The 21,628-nt window shown below is 58.3% G+C and carries 16 protein-coding genes; 5 read left to right on the forward strand and 11 right to left on the reverse strand.

The genetic code is table 11. From position 1 onward, the window contains the following. Nucleotides 1–2: 2 nt before the first annotated feature. A complete protein-coding gene (locus ACNAZS_RS03090) occupies nt 3–617 on the reverse strand; it encodes an NADPH-dependent F420 reductase (RefSeq protein WP_415786035.1) in 615 nt (204 codons plus the stop codon). A 96-nt stretch (nt 618–713) separates the two neighbouring features. After that, complete coding sequence (locus ACNAZS_RS03095) at nt 714–1,478, reverse strand: SDR family NAD(P)-dependent oxidoreductase (protein WP_415786037.1); 765 nt, start codon at nt 1,476–1,478, stop codon at nt 714–716. Nucleotides 1,479–1,593: 115 nt separating this feature from the next. Between ACNAZS_RS03095 and ACNAZS_RS03100 the strand changes: the two genes are divergently transcribed. Then, complete coding sequence (locus ACNAZS_RS03100; protein WP_415786039.1) at nt 1,594–2,523, forward strand: LysR family transcriptional regulator; 930 nt, start codon at nt 1,594–1,596, stop codon at nt 2,521–2,523. A gap of 147 nt (nt 2,524–2,670) precedes the next feature. Here the strand turns inward: ACNAZS_RS03100 and ACNAZS_RS03105 are convergent, their stop codons facing one another. Beyond that, entirely contained in the window at nt 2,671–3,240 is a 570-nt protein-coding gene (locus tag ACNAZS_RS03105) for a TetR/AcrR family transcriptional regulator (RefSeq protein ID WP_415786041.1), read from the reverse strand. 101 nt (nt 3,241–3,341) lie between these two features. On the opposite strand from ACNAZS_RS03105, the gene ACNAZS_RS03110 reads away from it, so the two are divergent. Next, entirely contained in the window at nt 3,342–4,091 is a 750-nt protein-coding gene (locus ACNAZS_RS03110; RefSeq protein ID WP_415786043.1) for an SDR family NAD(P)-dependent oxidoreductase, read from the forward strand. A gap of 637 nt (nt 4,092–4,728) precedes the next feature. Here the strand turns inward: ACNAZS_RS03110 and ACNAZS_RS03115 are convergent. The 7 genes from ACNAZS_RS03115 to guaB all read right to left on the reverse strand — a co-directional run bounded on the left by ACNAZS_RS03115 (nt 4,729) and on the right by guaB (nt 16,982). Then, nucleotides 4,729–8,220, reverse strand: coding sequence for a DEAD/DEAH box helicase (locus tag ACNAZS_RS03115; protein WP_415786045.1), 3,492 nt, complete (start codon nt 8,218–8,220; stop codon nt 4,729–4,731). A 200-nt stretch (nt 8,221–8,420) separates the two neighbouring features. Further along, complete coding sequence (locus ACNAZS_RS03120) at nt 8,421–10,328, reverse strand: hypothetical protein (RefSeq protein ID WP_415786047.1); 1,908 nt, start codon at nt 10,326–10,328, stop codon at nt 8,421–8,423. Continuing rightward, nucleotides 10,325–10,873 (reverse strand): hypothetical protein, encoded by a 549-nt coding sequence (locus ACNAZS_RS03125; protein WP_415786049.1) that lies wholly within the window; start codon nt 10,871–10,873, stop codon nt 10,325–10,327. Before ACNAZS_RS03125 ends, ACNAZS_RS03120 begins: the two co-directional genes overlap by 4 nt. Next, a complete protein-coding gene (locus ACNAZS_RS03130) occupies nt 10,870–12,048 on the reverse strand; it encodes a dsDNA nuclease domain-containing protein (RefSeq protein ID WP_415786051.1) in 1,179 nt (392 codons plus the stop codon). Before ACNAZS_RS03130 ends, ACNAZS_RS03125 begins: the two co-directional genes overlap by 4 nt. 138 nt (nt 12,049–12,186) lie before the next feature. Next, complete coding sequence (locus ACNAZS_RS03135) at nt 12,187–13,446, reverse strand: tyrosine-type recombinase/integrase (protein ID WP_415786053.1); 1,260 nt, start codon at nt 13,444–13,446, stop codon at nt 12,187–12,189. A 326-nt stretch (nt 13,447–13,772) separates the two neighbouring features. After that, on the reverse strand, nt 13,773–15,365 hold the full coding sequence (guaA, locus tag ACNAZS_RS03140; protein WP_415786055.1) for a glutamine-hydrolyzing GMP synthase: 1,593 nt from the start codon (nt 15,363–15,365) through the stop codon (nt 13,773–13,775). 156 nt (nt 15,366–15,521) lie between these two features. Then, nucleotides 15,522–16,982 carry an IMP dehydrogenase gene (guaB, locus tag ACNAZS_RS03145; protein ID WP_415786057.1) on the reverse strand — a complete coding sequence of 487 codons (1,461 nt, stop codon included), beginning with the start codon at nt 16,980–16,982 and terminating at the stop codon, nt 15,522–15,524. A gap of 166 nt (nt 16,983–17,148) precedes the next feature. Here guaB and ACNAZS_RS03150 point away from each other — a divergent pair, with 166 nt between their 5' ends. After that, nucleotides 17,149–17,784, forward strand: a complete 636-nt coding sequence (locus tag ACNAZS_RS03150) for a DUF2239 family protein (protein ID WP_415786059.1) — start codon at nt 17,149–17,151, stop codon at nt 17,782–17,784. Nucleotides 17,785–17,894: 110 nt separating this feature from the next. Then, the gene (locus ACNAZS_RS03155; protein ID WP_415786061.1) at nt 17,895–18,728 is read left to right on the forward strand and encodes a class I SAM-dependent methyltransferase; all 834 of its coding nucleotides are present in this window, start codon (nt 17,895–17,897) and stop codon (nt 18,726–18,728) included. A gap of 108 nt (nt 18,729–18,836) precedes the next feature. On the opposite strand, the gene ACNAZS_RS03160 is transcribed toward ACNAZS_RS03155, so the two are convergent. After that, a complete protein-coding gene (locus ACNAZS_RS03160; protein ID WP_415787042.1) occupies nt 18,837–20,825 on the reverse strand; it encodes a gamma-glutamyltransferase family protein in 1,989 nt (662 codons plus the stop codon). A 176-nt stretch (nt 20,826–21,001) separates the two neighbouring features. On the opposite strand from ACNAZS_RS03160, the gene ACNAZS_RS03165 reads away from it, so the two are divergent. Beyond that, nucleotides 21,002–21,280, forward strand: coding sequence for a transposase family protein (locus ACNAZS_RS03165; RefSeq protein WP_415787044.1), 279 nt, complete (start codon nt 21,002–21,004; stop codon nt 21,278–21,280). Nucleotides 21,281–21,628: the final 348 nt, after the last annotated feature.

Consider the following 21,628-nt stretch of genomic DNA (forward strand, 5'->3'; position numbering starts at 1 on the left):
TGTCAACCAAACTGCACCAGCTCTAGCGAAGGCAGCGGTCCACCAGGGAACTGCGTCATGCGTCCACCCACGGCCAGCGTGCCAAGATCGATACCCGCGAAGCCCAACTGATCGATCAACGCACTGACCTGCGCCTTGGCGTGGGTATCGTCGCCAGCAAAGAACAGAACGCGTCGCCCTCCGCGCTCCGCTGGATCGGCGAAGAGCAGTTGGGGACGAAGATGATTGAATGCCTTCACCACGTGTGCGCCCGGCACCAGATCGGCGAATGACTGGCTCGATGTGCGGCCATGAAGATCGATGGGCTTGAACAGCGGTGCCTCGATCGGATTATTAGCATCGATAACGATGCGCCCCTCGAAGTCCGGCAGCTTGGCTAGGGCACCTGGCAACTTCGACCAGTTCACCGCGACCAACACGATGGCCTGCGCGGCCGCTTCCTCTCGTGTGCCAGCGCGTATGCTGGGACCAATGCTCTGTACCAGCGCTTGCAGACTTTCCGGCCCGCGGCTGTTGGACAGGATGGCCGGGATGCTGCAGCGTGCCAGCGCGCGCGCGAATGCCGCGCCGATATGACCTGCACCGACGATGCCGATGGAAGGAAGCGAAGTGTTCATGATGAATGTCCTCGACCGAAGATGAAGTTGTGTCTGATGATGAAGATCGGCTTTGCAGTCGTGTGGAGCGGGCCAACGGGCCCACTCCAGAGACGCTCAAGACGTGAAGCCGCCGTCGACCAGGATGTCGGCGCCCGTGACATAGGAGGCCTGTGGGCTGGCGAGAAACGCCACGACGCTGGCGATTTCATTCGGCTTGCCGTAACGGCCCACCGCGATACCGGGGATGAGCAACTTGGCCCACTCGCTATCGACCGGATTCATGTCCGTGTCTACGGGCCCGGGGTGCACGGTGTTGACGGTGATGCCACGCGAGCCCAGGTCGTATGCCAAGCTACGGTTAAAGCCCGTGATGGCTCCCTTTGTCAGTCCGTACACCGAGAGACCGGGCACACCGGCATACTTCGTTGCTGAACTACCGATGTGCACGATTCGGCCACCTTCCTTCATGTGGCGTACGGCTTCCTGCGTGGCTACGAACACGCCCGTGACGTTGACCGCGAGCATCGACTGATAGTCCTCGAACGTAATCTGGTCTATCGGGCTCGCCGACGCGATTCCGGCGTTGTTTACCAGAATGTCCAGACCACCAAATGTCTCGACCGTCTTGGTGATGGCCGCGCGCACGGCCTCCGGGTCCGCAGCGTCGGCTACGATGGCCAGCGCGCGGCCACCGGCTGACTCGATGTCGGCGATTGTTTGCTTGGCCGCGTCAGGCGAGCCGCGGTAGGTAAAGGCGACTTGGGCACCGTCGGCAGCGAGTTGCTTGGTGATGGCCGCCCCGATGGAGCGAGAACCACCAGTGACGAAAGCCGTCTTGCCTAGCAGCGGAAGCGATTGGGTAGAAGTTGTGTCGTTCATAGGTCACTCCGTTTAAATGCCGAGGATTCGGTGGAGTGACTTTCGCGCTTTTATTGCTCATTGATTAGTATCAAATGACTTGGATCATCTTCAAGCAATGATTTAATATTCACAAATGGAGACCTTGGCCAACTTGGAGTCGTTCGTGCGCAGTGCCGAGAGCGGAAACTTTTCGGCTGCGGCGCGGCGGTTGGCGCTAACTCCGGCAGCAGTAAGCCGGAACGTGGCCATGCTGGAGCGCAACCTAAAAGTACGGCTGTTCCATCGTTCAACCCGCAAGCTGACGCTGACCGAGGCGGGTGAGGCATTCCTGAGCGCGATCGGCGGCAATCTGGAGTCTTTGCAAAACGCCATTGCGTCGGTATCGGCAGACGACGGACAGCCTGCGGGTGTACTCAAGATCAGCCTGCCGCCAACCGTCGGGATGAGCCACATTCTGCCGCTACTGCCGGACTTCTTGCAGCGCTACCCTCGCATCAAGCCCGAGTGGCATTTCGAGAACCGCGCGGTGGACCTGATCGCCGAAGGCTACGACGCCGCTATTGGTGGTGGCTTCGAGCTCACGCCCGGCATGGTCGCCCGGACATTGGCACCAGCGCACATCATCGCCGTCGCATCTCCTGCCTATCTGGCCCGACGCACGGCACCTGCTGACCCATCCGAGCTGATTGAGCTGGATGGAATCGTCATGCGTTCACTCAAGTCGGGCCGCATCCGTACCTGGAACATGCGCGACGCGCAAGGCGATCAGGTTGCCGCATTGATGCACGAAACTTTAGTGGTCAACGACCCTGCCGCACTGAGGGAGTCGGTGCAGCTAGGCTTGGGTGTCGCCATGCTGGCCGTCCCTGATGTTCTAGCAGGATTGGAGTCGGGGGAGCTTATGCGAGTTTTGCCGCGCTGGTGGGCCGATGCGGGCGCAATCTCGCTCTACTATGCGAGTCGCGACCTGCTCCCGGGCAAGACGCGAGTCTTCATCGACTTCGTGATCGAGGCATTCAAACGTGAAGACTACGCACGGCGTTTTGCCGGTAGCTTGGGATAAGAACGTATGAATGCCTCACCAATAACAGGCCGAGGCAGGCCTGCACCTTAGGTCGAAATGATGATCCACCGAAAGCACAAGCTCGTTGGCCGTCGTGCAGCCCTTTGATTTGCTATTTGTTTGATAGCGAAAGCCGCGATTGTCAGCTCAACGCATCCCGATGCCGTCAAGGAACAGATCCACCAAGTGCGCGACGCGCGTTTTCCCGGCGCGGCCTTGCTCGACGGCAAGGGAGATCGCCGTGACCATGCACAAGAGGTCGTCCAGGGAAACATCCTTGCGAACAGCTCCCGCTTTCTGTGCGCGATGGAGCAGCCGCAGTCCCTCTTCGCTCCCGGCGTGACAGCCGGGAGTGCCACTCTGGAGTACCGCCCCCAGCGACGCCGCCAACCCGCGATAGTGGCTGGCGTGCATCACCAGTTCCTGGACAAAGGCGCGTATGGAAGCCTTCGGTTCGAGCGTGTCGTCTGCGGCCCGGCTCGCCGCAGCGAGCGACAGCAAGCGCTCATCGCTTAATGCAGCAAGCAGGGCCTCGCGCGCCGGAAAGCGGCGATAAAGCGTTCCGATACCCACCTTGGCGCGCTTGGCGACATCGTCCAGGGAGGCATCGGCGCCACGTTCAAGAAACACCTCTTCCGCCGCGGCGAGGATGCGCTCCCGGTTGCGCGCTGCGTCGGCGCGCAGTGGCGCTTCGTCGGTTCCAGAATGTCCTTTCATTTTCGATCTCATTTACGAAATGGATCATACCTCCATTTACAAAGTGGATGATCTCTCCATATAATAAGTGGAGTAATACTCCACTTATAGATGAGGTACATATGAGCAAGCGCTTTGAGAACAAGGTTGTGGCGATCACCGGCGGCAGCGAGGGCATCGGCCTGGCGACTGCCAAGCTCTTTGCGGCCGAAGGCGCGCAGGTCTACCTCACCGGACGCAGACAGGAACGACTCGACGAAGCTGTGCGGGAAATCGGCAATGGTGCTATTGGCGTACAAGGAGACGCCGCGAACCTCGCTGACCTCGATCGACTCTATGAACGCATCCAACGCGAGCACGGGAAGTTGGATGTCGTTTTTGCCAACGCCGGCATCGCCGAGGGCGAACCGCGGCCGCTGGGTACGATCGACGAAGCGGGCTTCGACCGCGTCTTCGGCCTGAATGTGCGTGGCCTGCTTTTCACTGTGCAGAAGGCATTGCCACTGCTGACTGCGGGCGGCGCAGTAATCCTTAACGGCTCGGTTGCCGGCAGCAAAGGCTTTCCCGACCAGTCGCTCTACAATGCGAGCAAGGCGGCGGTGCGTTCGTTCGCGCGAAGCTGGACGACCGACCTGAAGGAGCGTGGCATCCGCGTAAACGTGGTCTCGCCGGGCGGCACCGAAACACGCCTGATGCGCGGCTACCTCGACACGCGTCCGGGAGTCGAAGACATGCTGACGCAGATCGTGCCGCTCGGTCGCCTGGGACAACCCGACGAAGTCGCGCGCGCCGTGCTCTTTCTGGCATCCAGCGAGAGCAGCTATATCGCGGGCGTCGAACTCTTCGTGGACGGCGGCTCGCTCGCTGTTTGAGCCCCGCTTCGCCCGAGACTTCCTGCAAGCCGCGCAACGCTACTACGGCCACGACGGTAAGTCCTTGCCCTCGGCGTCGAACGGCAAGATAGTTGCATCGTGCCTCGCCCACGTTGCGGGCGCTGGGTCTATTCGATGTGCTTTCGATCCAGGACGCCGCTCTTGCTGCGGCTGGTCGAAACGCACTGAGAAACGCGCGCAAGCCACTTGCGCCCCGCCCCGTCGTCACCCGGACAAAGGCGGCGACGGGGCGATTTGGTGATGGACATTGAAATTGGGCGCGGCAAACCTGCCGCGCCCAATTTAGTCAGATAGTCCTCGAAGGACGTCAAATCACTCCCACTCGATCATCAACAAGTCGCCTAAACCCGCATGGTTAAAGGGATTGGCAGTGATCAACATAGGGCGTTACCGTCACTTTTACCGTTAGAAGCTCGCATCTTTTGCTGGCGCGAGAAATGGAGCAATTTGCGGGGCGGCAACTCTGGCAACACCATCATCAATCAGGGAGAAGGATACCAAGTTAACGCACCTCTTGGTGCTGCCACAGTCTGGTGTATACGCCAGGATGCAGCAGCAACTATGGCCAAGCCCTAAGTCCGAAGCATCAGTGACTTACCGGCAAACATGCGCAATATCAGCTGGAACAGAAGATTCGCATGGCAACGTTTGCGCGAGCTGCCGATGTCTGGAGTGTGCCCAGGTAATAAGCCATCTGGAGTGACAACGGAGTTGGCCCCGCAGGGCGCGTGAGTTGTCGGACAAGTTCCTTCTTGCTGAGCGTACGGCCGGCAAAGATCCAGATCTCCTTTGCGTACTGTGCGGACTGGATGCCACGTTTGATCTCGCCCCAGGTGACTTGGAGATTCGGGTTCGAGGATCTCAGCACTCGATGCGGAACCTGCCGATGATCATCCGTTGACCAGGGTGATGCCCACCAGGTGGAGCGATCCTGGAGCCGCGCGCCGCGTGCGATGAAGGCAAGAGACGCCATCGCCTGACGACCAACGATCTGCATAGCACTCACGCTCATCGAGTTGTCGTTGACTTTGGCATGCACGAACACCACGCGACGAGGGCTCTCACCCTTGAACATGAAATCGGCTTGCTCCTGACCACCGTCGTCGCACACCATCGTGTCAAACGTCTGCAGCTCTTGAGCGAGTGCAGGGTCCAGCGCGTGCAAGGGTCGTGCCCTGGCATTTGAGCGAGCGCCGTGACTGGAGAGCCCGAACTCAGCGAAGACGCCGCCGAAAACGGAACCTGCCACCCACTGCCTCGCGCTTCCTCCACCCTTCTCGGACGTGACTTGCTCTAGCCACGGCGAAGGCGTGAGCATCTCCAGAGGTGATCCTTCCTCTCGACCCGCGGCAATCGCGTCAATGTCTAAACCGGTTTGATAGAAGAGCCGCTTGGCATAGGTGAGATCGGATCCACTCGGTATGACCCGAAATGCCTGCTCCTTGTTGAGGGCGCGTACCAGGGATGCTGGCTCAGTCGAGGGGGAGTTGGGGTCTCTGACGAATGCGTCCAGTTCTGGCGATTCGATGTCATAGCGGCCTTTAGGCCGAACATTGCCTGTGACCGCGTACGTGATTTTTCCGTTCAGGACCTTGCCGTCCACATTCAGGCTGAAAGCCCCGGATCCATCAACGTCGACGCAGGTTTCTGCTTGTCTAAGAGATTCGCACTTCGTGGCATGCCAGCCAGCTGTATCCAACGAGGTGTCGAGCAAATCGTAGAAGTCGAACAGAACGTTCATGGGTAGAGCGTCTTGTACAGGCGGTGCTGCGACTGACCGGGCGAACCGCTCGAAGACACCACTGATGAGCGCATTCGAATCAAGGACTGCGGCCAGATGCTGGAGCCACACGAAGTATTCGTTGACCGAACGTCGCTGTGTGCGTGCGCTGTAGTCGGAAACGCTGGCTCGGTCGATCGACAGGTAGCGTGTAACCGGCGTGTCCTGCAGACGCATCGATGCCCGAACTGAGTGCAGGGCTTGGCTGCTTTGCGACAAGTCAAAAAAGCCGCTGGCGAAGTCGTGCATCCGAGCTGTGACTGAGCGGACGGCGGACTCGGACAAGTCCAACCCGATGGCGGATGCTTGGGACACTCTAGATACGATCCCGTTCCCGTTCGCGGGAATCAGGCGCTCAAGGTGTTCCGCGGACTCCGGCTCAAGCCCGAGGGCGTCCAGGTCAATCACGATGCCCTCGGTGTCCAGGATAAACACCCGCGCGCCAATCCGGCCAAGCACCATAACGCCCAGGCTCCAGATCGGTAGGGAGTGTCGGATCAACAGCTCTGAATTCTTGCAAGTCAGGTAGTGAATCAACCGTACTGAGCCCGGCTCAGCGAATCCAGATTGGAGGATCGTCACGTTGTAGCGGTCCTCAAGCTGCATTGCATCGGCGCAGGCTTTCGTCAGGTCGTCGAGCGTGGCAGTGTGAGAGTACCGGTAGATGGATGTTCTAAGGGGAACCGCAAAATCTGCGTACCTGGGAGGCTCGAGGGCGTCGTCCAGCGGAACACGCTCTCGAAAGTCGCCCGCCAAGTATTGGTAGGGAGCTACGCTCTGCAAGAGCAGTCCCGGCAAGTTCGACTCTTGCTCAAGAGCGCGCTTTGGGTCCTTGGCGAAGTGCTGCTCGTAGCGGGTGTATCGCTCAAATCGGGCGTGGGCATCGGCCTGTATGTCCGCGCTGGCAAATACGGTTGCAACTTCTTTGTCGGGCGCGCCCCGATCAAGCACCCGGATGATGCGACCGATCTGTTGGATCGTTGCACGCGATGTGGAGAACGGCTCATAGATCGCGATGGTCGCGAAAGTGCTGTCGTCGACGCCTTCGAGAAGCTTCCATTGATGGAGCCAATACTCGATGGGGTCACTCTCAGGCGCTAGCAACGCCCGATTTACGCTCTGGAACTCCAGCTTGACCGCATCGTCACGCTTCACTTTGTCATGGATGAGAACAGCGCTGCTGCCTAAGCTTTGTAGCGCGTCGCGCATGAGAATCAGCGATTCATGATCGGCGCAGCGCACGATCACGCGTCTGGGGCCGCGCGCTGCGGGCCAGTACTGCTTGTCCAAAACTGTAGTCTTGAACTTTTTCAGGGCTTCGGAGAATTCCGAAGGACTGCAGCCGCTCTTGGGTAGATGCTGGGCACCTGCAAAGGTCACTGGCCGGATTAAATGTCGGTTGGTCGCCTCTTCATAGCCAAGGTTGAAAGCGAAGTTCCCGCGCACCTGAAAGTACTTGAAATCGTTACGGTACGGCGTCGCGCTAAACAACACCGTGGGACGCGCCAGCTCACGAATGCACTGGGACCAGACAAATGCCGGTTCGTAGTGACCTTCATCAACGATGACGAGATCGAAGTCAGAGAGTGCTGCACGGACGAGATCCGCTTGTGGAGCGGTCCATTCAGACGATCGGGGTGCATCGGTAGGGCCTTCGTCGCGCTCGGTCGGGTAGCGGCCAGTGAGCCGATGTGCAGGTCGAGGCGGTCGAAGGATCTGAGCCAAGGCGCTGAAGGTTCCCACAACGATCAGCCGCTCGCCCTTCGGATAGGAGCATAAAGTCGCCGTTGTCGAGGGCAGAAGCCTCATGACGCCATCGGCGGTCATCTGGGTATCCGTCGGTACAGCATCGCCACGTTGGGACGCTCTGAGCCCAGTTGTCCCATACTCAAGTTCAAAGTGCTTCCAGAACCTCCAGTGGACATCGTTCAACATCTGGTCCACGAGCGACCTTCGTGGCGTGATTATGAGCGTCCTGCGAACCTTCGGTAGCGCGCAGGCCAAAGTAGCAATCACGCCAGACTTGCCCGTTCCCGTAGGCATTTTGATGAGTGCAGACTCGGATGGCGTGCTTCCTGCAACCGCGCCGATGTAGGCCACTGCAGCGCCTACAGCTCGACGTTGGGGTGCCCAGAGGCCGGCTGAAGGTCGATACATGCATGCGTCGGTGGCCGCCGTCCAGAACTTGTAGCTCGACAACGCCGCCATCGCTTGGTCGAAGTACTGCTGTTCGCCTGCTGTTCGAGTGGGCGGCAAGCAGCACGTGCCGCCAAGGCGGGACATATCAGTGCTCGCGGGATCGGTGATGTCCAGGTCCGATAGCTGCAATTTCTTCTTCCTTTTATATTTCCGGCCGCGTCGGACCGGCTAAGTTCCCGCATCCCGCCCGTCGTCATGACCACGCGTCGCACCACCGTCGACGATGCACCGTGCTGAGCAACTCGCGCACGGCGCATGTGGTCTGCGATAGATCCATGCCCTCCTTGTCGGCCGGCCCAACTTCAACAAACATCGCGATCCGAGGATCGCTACCCTACGTAGACCTTGTGAAGGTTGGTTCGATGAACGCCAGTTAGCCCCTTGAACGATGCTCCGGTCATGATGACTTGTGCGCCCATGAAGGAATCCTGGGCCAAGAGGTCAATGAACGGCTGAACGATGAAGTTCTCTTTGTCCTCTATAGACTCTCCGAGAAAATCTCCGGGGAGGTCGATGATCGACAGGCCCGGGTAGTGACAATGAGGCAAAGAGCTCAGCGAGAGGAGGCCAAAGTGATATGACATCAAGAAGTACAACGTATCCGTCCCACCCAACGCCGAGCTCCACCGCCTGGACCCCACCTTGATGCTGAAGGCGGATCTAGAAAGATTTACGTCGACTGCGCTGTGTCGCCACACGTTGGGTTTGATGCGATTCAGTGCATTCAGATAGAAAGTCATGCCGGAAGAAAGCAGTTCCTCACCATGGCCGAAGTCGGTGGCGCGCGTGATGTCATCGACCTGAACTTGTAGTGGCGCGATCTCCGTCTCCATTGCTTCAATCTGTCCAGTGAGTTGTTCGCCCAGCTCAACTGCTCCAGTCAAGCGCTTCACCTGGCGCTGCCGCTCGTTTAGTTCCCCCATGGCCATGTCGATAGCGGTCAGTTCCTCACTCACCAAAGCAGACACTGCCTCCCGTGCGGGTGCGAGTTCGTTCTCGGCCATCCTTAGCTGTTCGTCTAAAGCCAACTGCGCGTGAGCAAGACGCTCTACCTCCCGTCCAAGAACGACGAGCAGCGTCTCCGCTTCCTGAAGTTCCCCCGTGAGACGATTGTTTTCAAACTGCAGGCGTGCTGCCCCCAACCCTTCGACCATCGGCTCCACGGGGAGATGTTGATGACATAGGTGGCAATCGGTCACATCGACTGCTTGTTGCGCGACTGTTTGGTCACACGCGGGACAATGCGTAATTTTTAAGTCGGCGAACAAGGCTCCCGCGTCTTCTGCACGATGCAGCCGCGCCAGTTCATTCGTCAAATCGTCTCGGTAGCGCTGCATCTCCTCCAACCGTTCAGTCGTCGCCTTCGTTTGGCGAAACTGTTCCTCTCGCGTAACGATGAGCGCGGCCCGTTTTTCGCTCAACGCCTCAATGCGTCCGCGGCTCTGGTTGGCAACAGCATTGTTTCGTCCGTCGACAAGCGTAGCAATTCGATGATCCCTAAGCTCATTGAGCTTCATGTCGATGCGCTCCTCCGCCTGCCGCACAACTTCCGCGTTGACACTCTGTTCGAGGCCTTCGACATTCAAGAGATCTCTTGCAAGTTCGTTCAGCGTTGAGCCGTATTGCTCGCGCCTGGCTTTGAGACGCTCTACCGCAAGCTTCATCCCCACCAGCTGTCCATACTTCTCGGTGTAGATGTGCTCAGCCAGACCAAGGAACTGCAGCAAGCATGCGTGTTGCTCGGCCTCAATCTGTTGGTCTGCGATGCCGCTCCAGAACCGTTGCTGCCGGTAAATATGTCGCAGCAGCATCCTGAAACTGAGCTCAGGCCAAGTCTGGCCAGAAAATGGATTTCCTCGCGGAAAGTGCATCAAAGGGATATCGAGCTTTTGCAGTAAAAGATGTTGAAAGTCACGCGCCGGTAGACCTTCACCATCGACGAAAACCTTCGTCTTGCTGCCCGGTTCCTTCCAGCGCCGCTCGACGAGCAGGGTTTCCTCTCCAACAACCAGCTCCGCGCTGATCGAGTCGTACTTTGCGAAGAGTTGCTCATCAAATGTCGACTCAAAAGACGACGGATCACCCAGCAGATGGTCGAGCATCTGAAGCCACTTCGTCTTTCCCGTGTTGGGGGGGCCGATGAGCAGGTTGACGCCAGGTTCAAACTTCAAGGCTTCGGTTTCGCCGTTGGAGAATCGACGTGCTAGCCGACCGATGGAAATGTATCGCCCGCTCATGCCTCGATCACCTCACCTAGGCGGCGACGGCCCACTTCCTCGTCGAAAACTTTGTAGATCATGTCTTTCAGCGACGTGCCACTACGCGAGCCAAACGCGCTCTTCACTTCCTTCATCCGGCTCACGATCGGAGCGAATGAAGGCAATTCCAACAAACGTTTGGCTCGATCTTGACCAAGATCAGTTAGGGCAATACGGTAGGAGTTCTTTTCTTTGGCCACGGAAATCAGTCTCCTCGCCTCTAGGTTTGCTAGCACATGGTAGTAGCGCTTGTCCCACGGGCCATAGTGGTGTCGCACCATGGCCGACTCAACAGCGCGATCAGATATCCCGGTTCCGTTCGACTGATCACGCGCGGTCTCGAAAAAGTCGGGATACCTGACAAAGAAGTCGAGTTTCGCCATCTTTGTCAAACCGTCGATCCGCCCCGCGGTTCCGCACAGTCTCAGGAGCAGCAGCAGTCGCGCCATGTGGAACTCCACGACATCGTCGGCAGCCAACGGTAGGCTGACGGGCCGGTTGCCCAGGCGTTCGAGCGACTTCATCGCACTGGCCTCGCGAATCGGTGCAAGCAGCGGTCTGTGATGTCGTACATGCATCCCTGAAGGAAAGCAGATCGATCTTTCTCGCCGGCAGGTCTGTCCTCGTTCATGGCATTCAGCCGTTCCAGACATAACGACAGAAAGGCTGCACCATCAATGTCGAGGTGGCCGGCGGAGTAGCGCGCACGCAGCAGCATCATTTCCGACTTCACGCGCTGCTGGAGAACAGATGTTTCGTCTTCCGCCATGTAGCGCGTAGTTCGCATTAACGCGGCGTAAGTCCGCCGAATATCAACTGCCAGTGCGATCGTCTCAGACCCCGCACCGATCTCGTTGAGCTTGGTTGAAAGTTTGCCGCCGCCGGGCGCCGTCGCACCGTCGCGGATTTCGTCAGTACGTCGGCACCACCAATCGCAAATCGCCGTGCGCGTAATGATCTTTTTATCCCGGTCGGGAATCCAGCGGGCCTCTCCGGCACTCTTGGCCCAGTCACGCAACTCACCAAGCAGAACTTGCGCTTGCTCGGGGAGAAGGCATTGACCTTCTTGCGCCGACAGTTCGATCAATTTCAGCAGGTTGGCGTTTGCGATGCTGGCGTGATCGTTCCGGACGTCCCAGACACAGTTGTCAATCCAGAACTGTGCGTCGTTGCCTTTGGCCGATTTGGTTTCAGGGCAGTATTGACCGATGGCGTCCAGGAGCGCGGTCACCGCCTCGCTTTCCGGCTCCCGCCCTGGCGCACCGAGTGGAGAGGTCAGCACCCGAAGGGCCGTCACGACCGGCCGATGGGTGACTAGGCGAAACCTTGACGGCTCGATGTACTTATCACGAGCCAAGGACACCTCAAATATCGAACTTCCAACCGCGCCTGCCTTGCGAAAGCAGAGGTTGGCGACAGACCAGAGCTGGTCAGGCTGGCCTCCCTTCACCTGCACGAACTCGGCATGGCAAACATCGTCCACACATCGAACAAGCAGAATGTCGTCGTGTGTCTCGCAGTGGACCTTCCAAATGGAAGGGGAACACAGCATTTCTATGAGGAAGCCCACCGCGACCTCGTCTTGATAACTAAAACCGATCCTAGCGATGGGCCCACCCTCCTCTTGCGGCGAGATTTCGTCGATCGACGGCCAGACTGCTGGTGCTAGCGTGGTAGCTTGGTCGTCACTGACGGTCATCAAGTCTCCATTTCATAGGATCGACGAGTGCGGGTGGATAATTTGTTACATATTACACGAATAGCTCGTGAGTCTGCTGTGCGGCCGACATGGCCACACAGCGCCCAGGTCCAATATTACCCAAAACGTTACCTGAAGCTACAATCCCCGACCATAATGTACAAGAACCGCCAAGTTTTCCGGAAACAGTCTCGGAACGTAGATCTGCTCGTTGATCCAGGCATCCACCATGTCCGCCCACTCTTGCAACATGTGTCGCCGTTGCTCAGCGTACTCGGCCTTGTTGTAGATCGAGCGCGAGGACCGTCCGTCTCCATGCGCAAGGCATTTCTCGATCCAATCTCGGTTGAAACCCAATTCGTGCAGCAGCGTTGATCCCGTACGGCGCAAATCGTGAACGGTAAACGACTCCAGTGGTAAGCCCGCGACTTTGGCCCTCTCGACTACAAGCTGCGTGACACGGTTCAGGGTCGCCTTGGACATGCAACTGTCAGCGTTGTAGCGCGACGGCAGGACAAACTTGGAACCGGCCGCACAGGTATGCAACGCCACGAAAATGTCGAGCGCCTGACGTGAGAGATAAACCACGTGCGGCCTCCTCCCCTTCATTCGCTGCTTTGGAATGGTCCAGGTTGCCTTCTCGAAATCGACCTCGTCCCAAGTCGCCTCGATCAGCTCACTCTTTCGCACCAACGTCAGCAAGATCATGCGCAATGCTAATCGGATCGTCGGATAGGTAGCCACGCACCCTAATTGCTTGGACATCAGATGGATTTCCTGCGGGGACAAGGCACGATCCTTCGGTACGAAAGTCGCAATGGAAGCCGCTTCTACACTATCAGCAGGGTTTACCACCTTCTCCCCATGCAGATTCGCGTAGCCGTATATCTGCTTCACAAGGTCCCGAATATGAACGGCGGTAGTTGGTGCGCCTCGCGCTCTCACACGCATGCACAGAGCGCGTAGATCCTCCCCATGGATTTCGCCAAGAAGGCGTTTGTTGAACGCTGGCAAGATGTCGCGATCCAGTACGCTCTTTCGCATCGAACGGGTCGACTCGGCCATCGTGGCCCCATAAAGCCAACGGGTGGCATGATCGCTGAAGGTCTGGGTCTCCGGCCCACGTCCCTTCTCTCGTTGCTTCTGTAGCGCTGGCGAAGTGCCCTCGCCCAGCAGCCCCCTGGCCCGCCGCAGTTTTTCTCGGGCTTCGGCTAGTGAAATCCCTCCGAAGCCGTAACGGCCTATGGTCAACGTCTCTCGTCGGCCATTGATCCGGTAGTCGTATCGGAAGGTAATGGTGCCTTTCGGCGAAACGATGGCGTACATGCCATCGCGATCGGCGACCTTGTAGAGGATCGCGCGGGGTTTCAAGTTCCGCAGGGAAAAGTCTGTAAGCACGGGAATAGTCTCCTGATTGAAACGGCCGATTGCCGTCACCTATCACGAGACCTACATGCCCTTGCGAGCCCGCATAAATCCTGATGTCTAAGAGGAAGAACTACCGTCGCTGACGGTAGTTCTTTCGTGGCTACGCCAACCCCAGGCCAAAGAGCTTGCGCACCCCGTCAAATTTACCGTCAGCTTCGCTGCCTGGAAGCTCTTAAAGGTAAATTATTCACACGAAATAGTCTTTAAAATCAACAACCTAGAAGAATCACATTCTTGTTGATGATATTCCGAGAGACCTTCTAGACTGTTGATTTATAAGGGAAAACTGCTTCCCCTCACTCCCACTCGATTGTCGCAGGCGGCTTGCTCGACACGTCATACACCACCCGATTCAACCCACGGACTTCATTAATAATCCGCGACGACACCTTAGCCAACAACGCATGCGGCAACGGCGCCCAATCGGCAGTCATGAAATCAAAGGTCTGCACGGCGCGCAAGGCCACGACGTATTCGTACGTACGGCCATCGCCCATCACCCCTACCGACTTCACCGGCAGGAATACCGCAAAGGCTTGCGACGTCAGGTCGTACCAGCTCTTGCCGGTATCCGCATCGATCGTGTTGCGTAGCTCTTCGATGAAAATCGCATCCGCGCGACGCAGCAGGTCGGCGTACTCGTGCTTGACCTCGCCCAGAATGCGCACGCCCAGGCCGGGGCCGGGGAACGGATGACGATAGACCATTTGCGGCGGCAGACCCAGCGCCACGCCGAGCTCGCGGACTTCATCCTTGAACAATTCGCGTAACGGTTCTAACAACTGCAGATTCAACGTGTCGGGCAAACCACCGACGTTGTGGTGCGATTTGATCGAAGTGGCTTTGCCGGTTTTCGCGCCGGCCGATTCGATCACATCCGGGTAGATGGTGCCTTGAGCGAGCCATTTGGCATTTTTTAGCTTACCGGCCTCGGTCTGGAATACCTCGACGAACTCGCGACCGATGATCTTGCGCTTGGCTTCGGGGTCGGCCTGGCCAGCGAGTTTGCCCATGAACTGCTCGGTGGCATCGATGTGAATGATTTTCACACCCATGTTTTCGGCAAACGTCTGCATGACTTGCTTGCCTTCATCCAGGCGCAGCAGGCCGTGGTCGACAAAGACGCAAGTCAGTTGGTCGCCGATGGCTTTATGGATCAAGGCTGCGGCAACGGAGGAATCCACACCACCTGACAGACCCAGGATGACTTCGTCACTGCCGACCTGCTCGCGAATACGTGCGACAGCCTCGGCCACGTAGTCCGGCATGTTCCAGTCGCCCTGGCAGCCGCAGATGTCGTTCACAAAGCGAGCCAACATGGCCTTGCCCTGAATCGTGTGCGTGACTTCGGGATGGAACTGGACTGCATAAAACTTGCGGGTTTCGTCGGCCATGCCAGCGATGGGGCACGACGGGGTCGACGCCATCAGCTTGAAGCCCGGCGGCAGCTCGGTGACCTTGTCGCCGTGGCTCATCCAGACCTTGAGCATGCCATGGCCTTCGGCCGTGGTGAAGTCGGCCAAGCCGTTCAGCAACTGCGTATGCCCGTGCGCACGGACTTCGGCGTAGCCGAATTCGCGGTGATCGGAAAAACTGACCTTGCCACCCAACTGCTGGGCCATGGATTGCATGCCATAGCAAATGCCCAGCACCGGCACGCCTAATTCGAAGACGGCCGGCGGCACGGTCAGCGAGCCTTCGGCGTAGGCCGAGGCATGACTGCCCGACAGGATGATGCCTTTGAGGCCCTGTGCTGCTTGCTCGCGCACAAAGGCGTCGTCGACATCGCCTGGATGAATTTCGGAATAAACACCGGCCTCGCGAACGCGGCGGGCGATCAATTGGGTGACTTGCGAACCGTAGTCAAGGATGAGAATGCGCTGATGCATAAAGACTCTGCCGGTTTAAAAAAAAGAAAATGCCGCTACGCGAGCTGACTGCACCGGGGTGCCGTTTTGCCTAGGACAAAACGGCACCGGCAGAACCGCTGGGAAGCTTTGCGGTCCTGCCGGTGCGCGATCGTGGCATTGTACTGACTGACGGGATCAGTCGGCGCGATAGTTCGGGGCCTCTTTGGTGATCTGCACGTCATGGACGTGAGATTCACGAACGCCAGCCGAAGTAATCTCGACGAATTGCGTTTTAGTACGCATATCGTCAATCGAGGCGCAACCGCAATACCCCATCGATGCCCGAATCCCGCCCACCAATTGGTAGATGATGGCCAGGACACTGCCCTTGTATGGGACGCGGCCCTCGATGCCTTCGGGAACGAGCTTGTCGGCGTTATTGGCCGGATCCTGGAAGTAGCGATCGGCCGACCCGTCGGCCATGGCGCCGAGGCTGCCCATGCCGCGATACGACTTGTACGAGCGGCCCTGAAACAACACAATCTCGCCGGGCGCCTCTTCGGTACCCGCGAACATGCCACCCATCATGCAGGCAAACGCGCCGGCGGAAAGAGCCTTGGCAATGTCGCCGGAATAACGAATGCCGCCGTCAGCGATCAGCGGCACGCCTGTACCGTCGAGGGCTTTGGCCACATCGGCGATCGCCGTGATTTGCGGGACGCCCACGCCCGCCACAATGCGGGTCGTGCAGATGGAGCCCGGGCCGATCCCGACCTTGACACCGTCGGCGCCGTGCTCGACCAGCGCCAGCGCGGCCGCGGCCGTCGCGATATTGCCGCCGATCACTTCGACCTTGGGGAAATTCTGTTTGACCCAACGGACGCGCTCCAGCACGCCGGATGAGTGCCCGTGCGCGGTGTCGACGATGATGACGTCAACACCCGCGGCAGCGAGTTTTTCGACACGCTCTTCGGTGCCACTGCCCACGCCGACCGCGGCGCCGACGCGCAATTGACCTTTGCTGTCCTTGTTGGCAACCGGATGTTCGGTATTTTTAACGATGTCCTTGACGGTGGCCAGGCCACGCAGCTCAAAGGCGTCATTGACGATCAAGACGCGCTCGAGGCGGTGCTTGTGCATCAGCGCCTGGGCTTCGTCCAGCGTCGCGCCCTCTTGCATGGTAACCAGGCGTTCCTGCGGCGTCATGATGTTACGCAGGGGCTGGTCCAGACGGTCTTCGAAGCGAAGGTCCCGGTTGGTCACAATGCCGACCAACTTTTTGCCTTCGACCACGGGCAGGCCCGAGATGCCGTGTTGACGTTGCAGGGTAATCACGTCGCGCACTTTCATGTCGGGCGTGACGGTCACCGGATCAATGACGATACCGAACTCGTGGCGCTTTACGCGGGCGACTTCCTTGGCCTGCTCGTCAGCGGTCAGGTTTTTGTGGATGATCCCGATGCCGCCCTCCTGGGCCATCGCAATGGCCAGGCGCGATTCTGTCACCGTGTCCATGGCGGCAGACACGAGCGGGATATTCAGGGTGATATTGCGGGTAAGACGGGTGGCCAGAGAGGTGTCGCGCGGCAACACCTCGGAATACGCAGGCACCAATAACACATCGTCAAAGGTGAGCGCTTTTTGGACGAGACGCATGGAGGACTCCGGGCAAAGCAAGATTATACGCGTTCAATTCGCTTTGACTAGGTGCTTTCCCTAGTCTGAAACTTAAATTTCTCGTTTCAATATTTAACCCGGGTAATATTGATTGTTATTTTTACCCAGTAAATAATGGATGCATGTCCCGACAGAAGGAGCATCTATGAACACTACCGCCGACCCTGTAATGGATAAACTGGCACCCTGCACCGCCTTTAAAGGCCATCAACGCATTGCGTCTGGCCCCCTGCCCCAAGTCGCCTTGGCCGCGCGCCGAGCCCAACAGGAGCCCACCCCGGATCCGGTACTGATCTACAACGATGCCACCGGACGGCTGGTGGATGTCGACCTGCGCGGTACGGACACCGACATCACCGCCCGCCTGTCGCCCCCTGCACTACAGACGGACGAATCGCATGCGGACCCGGCATTGGCGACCGCTGGCGTTCTGGCGCGGGGACGTGGCCGGCCCAAGCTGGGCGTGGTATCCCGCGAGGTTACGCTGCTGCCCCGCCATTGGGATTGGCTATCGCAACAACCCGGTGGCGCATCCGTGACTTTACGGAAAATGGTTGACCAGGCGCGTCACGCCGATGCGGGCGTCACCCAACAGCGCCAGCAGCAAGAGGCCGCCTATCGCTTTATCTCTTCGATGGCCGGTGACATGCCAGGCTTCGAGGAAGCCGCTCGCGCCCTGTTCGCCCAAGACCAAACGCAATTTGTGCACCACGCAGCGGCGTGGCCCCAAGATGTGCGCGATCATGCCGCGCAGATGGCGTTCGGTGTGCAAACGTCATAGGGATGTGATGGCTCCTCGACCAGGGCGAGTCCTGATTCTGCCCCAATCGGGACACACCCTGATTTTCAGTACACTGGCATTTTTCCCGCTCCGGCGGTATGCCTTTACCGATGTCCTCTGCTCCCGAAATTCGCCCTGGCCAATCCGTCGAACTCCTCAAGGAACTCCATATCCTGACGCGGGACGGCAAACTGAACCAGGACAGCCGTCGCAAGCTCAAACAGGTCTACCACCTGTTCCAATTCATCGAGCCTTTGCTGCAAGACATTAAGACAGAACGAGACGCGGTGACATTGGTCGATCACGGTGCAGGCAAATCCTACTTGGGTTTTATTCTCTACGACCTGTTCTTCAAGGCCCTGCAGGATCAATCGCATGTCTACGGCATCGAAACCCGGGCGGAGCTCGTGACCTCATCGCAAGCCTTGGCCGAGCGATTGGGGTTTAAGGGAATGTCGTTTCTGAATCTGTCGGTGGCAGACTCCATCACCTCGGACCAATTGCCTAAACAGATCGATGTCGTCACGGCACTGCACGCCTGCAATACCGCCACCGATGATGCAATTCACTTCGCCCTGGCCAAGCACGCCAAATACATCGTGGTCGTGCCCTGCTGCCAGGCCGAGGTCGCTGCCGCCCTACGCAAAAACAAAAGCCAGGCGCTCGCGGATCCGCTCGCCGAAATCTGGCGCCATCCCTTGCACACGCGCGAATTCGGCAGCCAAGTCACCAACGTCTTGCGCTGCTTGCAACTCGAGGCGCATGGGTATCAAGTCAGTGTGACCGAGCTGGTTGGATGGGAACACTCGATGAAGAATGAGTTGATCATCGCGCAATATAAAAACCTGCCACGCCGCAAACCGGCGGAAAGGTTGAATGAGATTCTGGATCGCATTGGATTGCCAGCGCTGCGGGAGAGGTTTTTTACGGACGCGTTGGCGTGAGGCCTACGCTCGCCGCATCGTCTCACACTAAAAGCCCACCCCAACAAGGGGTGGGCTTTTAGTTTTGGCAAAGAGAAAGCGCCCTATCGTTGCTTTGTCAGCATCGCCTTAAAGTGCGCCATCTCCTAGCACGATGCCTTCTCGCCGCGGATCAGCACCGCCTTGCAGCATGGTCTTGCCATCTACTGTCACACGCATGATAGTCGCCACACCGCTCGATTGAGCACCGGTGGATACCGTATGCCCCTTGGCCTTCAGACCGTCGACCAATGCAGTGAGATCCAGCAGGGTGTTCGAATGATCCACACTCGTGCGGGGGCTGTTACTGGCACCGAACACCACGAGCGAGGTGGCCTGCTGCGCGTCGAGCCCCCAGTCCAACGCACCTACCACGGTCTTCACCACATATTGGATGATGCTGCCACCGCCAGGCGAACCCGTCGCCATCACGAAGTCGCCCGGTTGGTCCCCTCTGAAAACCAGAGTCGGGGCCATTGTGCTGCGCGGGCGCTTACCGGGCGCCACGCGATTGGCGATAGGTGTGCCGTTGTCGTCCACCGGGTCTGCCGAGAAGTCCGTGAGCTGATTGGTCAGCAGAAAACCGTCGACCATGTGGAACGAGCCCATGCTGGACTCGACCGTCGTGGTCATGGAAACCACGTTGCCATAGGCGTCGACCACGGAAAGATGCGTCGTGCCATGCTCAACCGTTTTGTCCACGCCCAGCGGTACATCCCCGAGATTGCCGGCCTGCGCTGTACCCATGCTTGCATTCATGTCGATGAGGTTGGCACGCTGCGTCAGATAGCCAAGGTCCAGCATCGTGGAAAAGCCCTTGCCAGGCAACGGGATGAAATCGGTATCGGCTACATATTTGTCGCGATCCGCATACGCCAGCCGCTCGGCTTCCGACACCAGGTGCACGCCCATCACGCTGGGAACCCCACCCTCGTTGGAAGGGGTCAAGGGACCATACTGCGACAGATCGAATTGGCCTAGGATGCCCAGCGATTGCGCGATCGCAATGCCTCCGGAGGAAGGTGGCGACATCGAGCAGACGTGATAAGTGGCGCGATAGTTCACACATACTGCGTCGCGCTTCTTGGGCTGGTAATTCGCCAGATCGCTCATGGTCATGAGGCTTGGTGTGATGGGCGTCTTGCCTGCATCGTCGCCCACCGCTTGCGCGGCCTTGGCAATGATCGCCTCTGCGATCTCACCGGTATGGAGCGCATCTGCGCCCTGTTCTGCGATGGCCTTCAGTGTCTTCGCGTAGGGCAGATTGGTCATGATTTCGCCGGTGGCACGCGGCGTTCCATCTTCATGGAAATACGTGGCCATGGCGTTGCCGTCCAGCGCGAGGCCGGCGGCATTGCTCTGGATGGCAGCGCCCAGGCGTCCAGGAATCTGGAAACCATCGGTTGAAAGCTGCACGCCATAGTCGAACAGGCTGTTCCATGGGAGTTTGCCATGTTCCTGCTGTGCCATTTCCAGCATGCGCAGCACACCCGGCACGCCGATAGCGCGACCGCTGCGGCGTGCGGACGGTACGGGGGCTGGAGATTGGGCGTCTGCTTGATCTTGACGTCTCAGGTAGTAGCCTGTCGCTGCGGCTGGCGCCGTTTCGCGGCCGTCGTAAGCGACTACCTCCTTGGTCTTGGCGTCGTAATACATCATAAATGCACTGCCCGCGATGGTGCTTGATTGTGGCTCCACCAGTCCCAGGACGGCTTGCATAGCGACGGCGGCATCCACTGCCGAACCACCTGCCTTGAGAATATCGCAGCCGGCCTTGACTGCCAGCGGCGTATTGGCCACAGCCATGTAGCTATTAGAGTTCTTTGCTGTTAGTCCGACCCGATAACCCGAGGCGGCTTCCGGCGCGGCGGGATCACCGGCTACACCAGAGCCCACGACAATTGACGAGTTGCCATCGCCTCGCACAGTGCAACTAGTGGGATCGTTGTCTACGACCAGATCGTTGCTTGTGATCGGATCGTCGGTATCGTCATCCCCACCACTTCCTGAACCACAGCTCGCCAAAAGAATGGCTGCGAGGGAGAGCGGCGCCAATTTCCAGCATTTTCTCGTGAGCATCATTGTCAGTTTCCTCTTGCGTGCTACACATATTGTTCGGCGAAATGAATCGCATTGAAGCGGACGAATGTCTTGTATAAGCAAAGTCGGCAGCATGGGTCATGCGTTGGGTAATCTGTCTCTGCTGTATGCCACTGTGACAGAGCGCAGCGCACCCGCCGCTTACTATAGCTGCAATTTGGCGGCATTGGAGGGTCCAACTACACTTTGCCGAACAGCCCGACCCAAGCGCACGATCCGTAGCAAGCTACAAGCTCGAAGATATCGTGATGATCACCTTGTGCGCGGTGGTTAGCGGTTTTGAGCACTGGATTGCCATTGAGGACTTTGGCAACGAGCATGAACCGTGGCGGCGCACTTTTCTGAAGTTTCCCAACAGCATTCCCTCGCACGACGCGCTCAATGACGTTATTGACTGTATCGATAAAAATGCCGTCAGTCAGGTAGGGGCGTGAATAAGTGAGGCGCTACCTCGCCTGGCGGGGTCGTCGCATTGCGCTCGATGGCAAGACATTGCGCGACAGCGCTATCCAAGGCAAGGACGTCATAGACTATCCCATGGCTCGCCTGCTCTGGCACGACATGAAGGGAACTCACGCGCCACAGATGAGGTGCATTGACCAGTGTACACATAGTCCTTCTTCAGCATGCAGCGTTCAATACTATCCACCGTTGCTTTAGACGCGGCTTCTTCCTGATCAAACGTTCTCTCCTTTCCGTTAGGTAGTGGGGCGAGCGAATAATCCCCCCAAGAATTCCCACCACACGTCATCCAATCCTGCAAGCGAGCTTGCACAGTTCTG

Source organism: Bordetella tumulicola, from assembly GCF_965138755.1.
GTDB lineage: Bacteria > Pseudomonadota > Gammaproteobacteria > Burkholderiales > Burkholderiaceae_B > Bordetella_A > Bordetella_A tumulicola.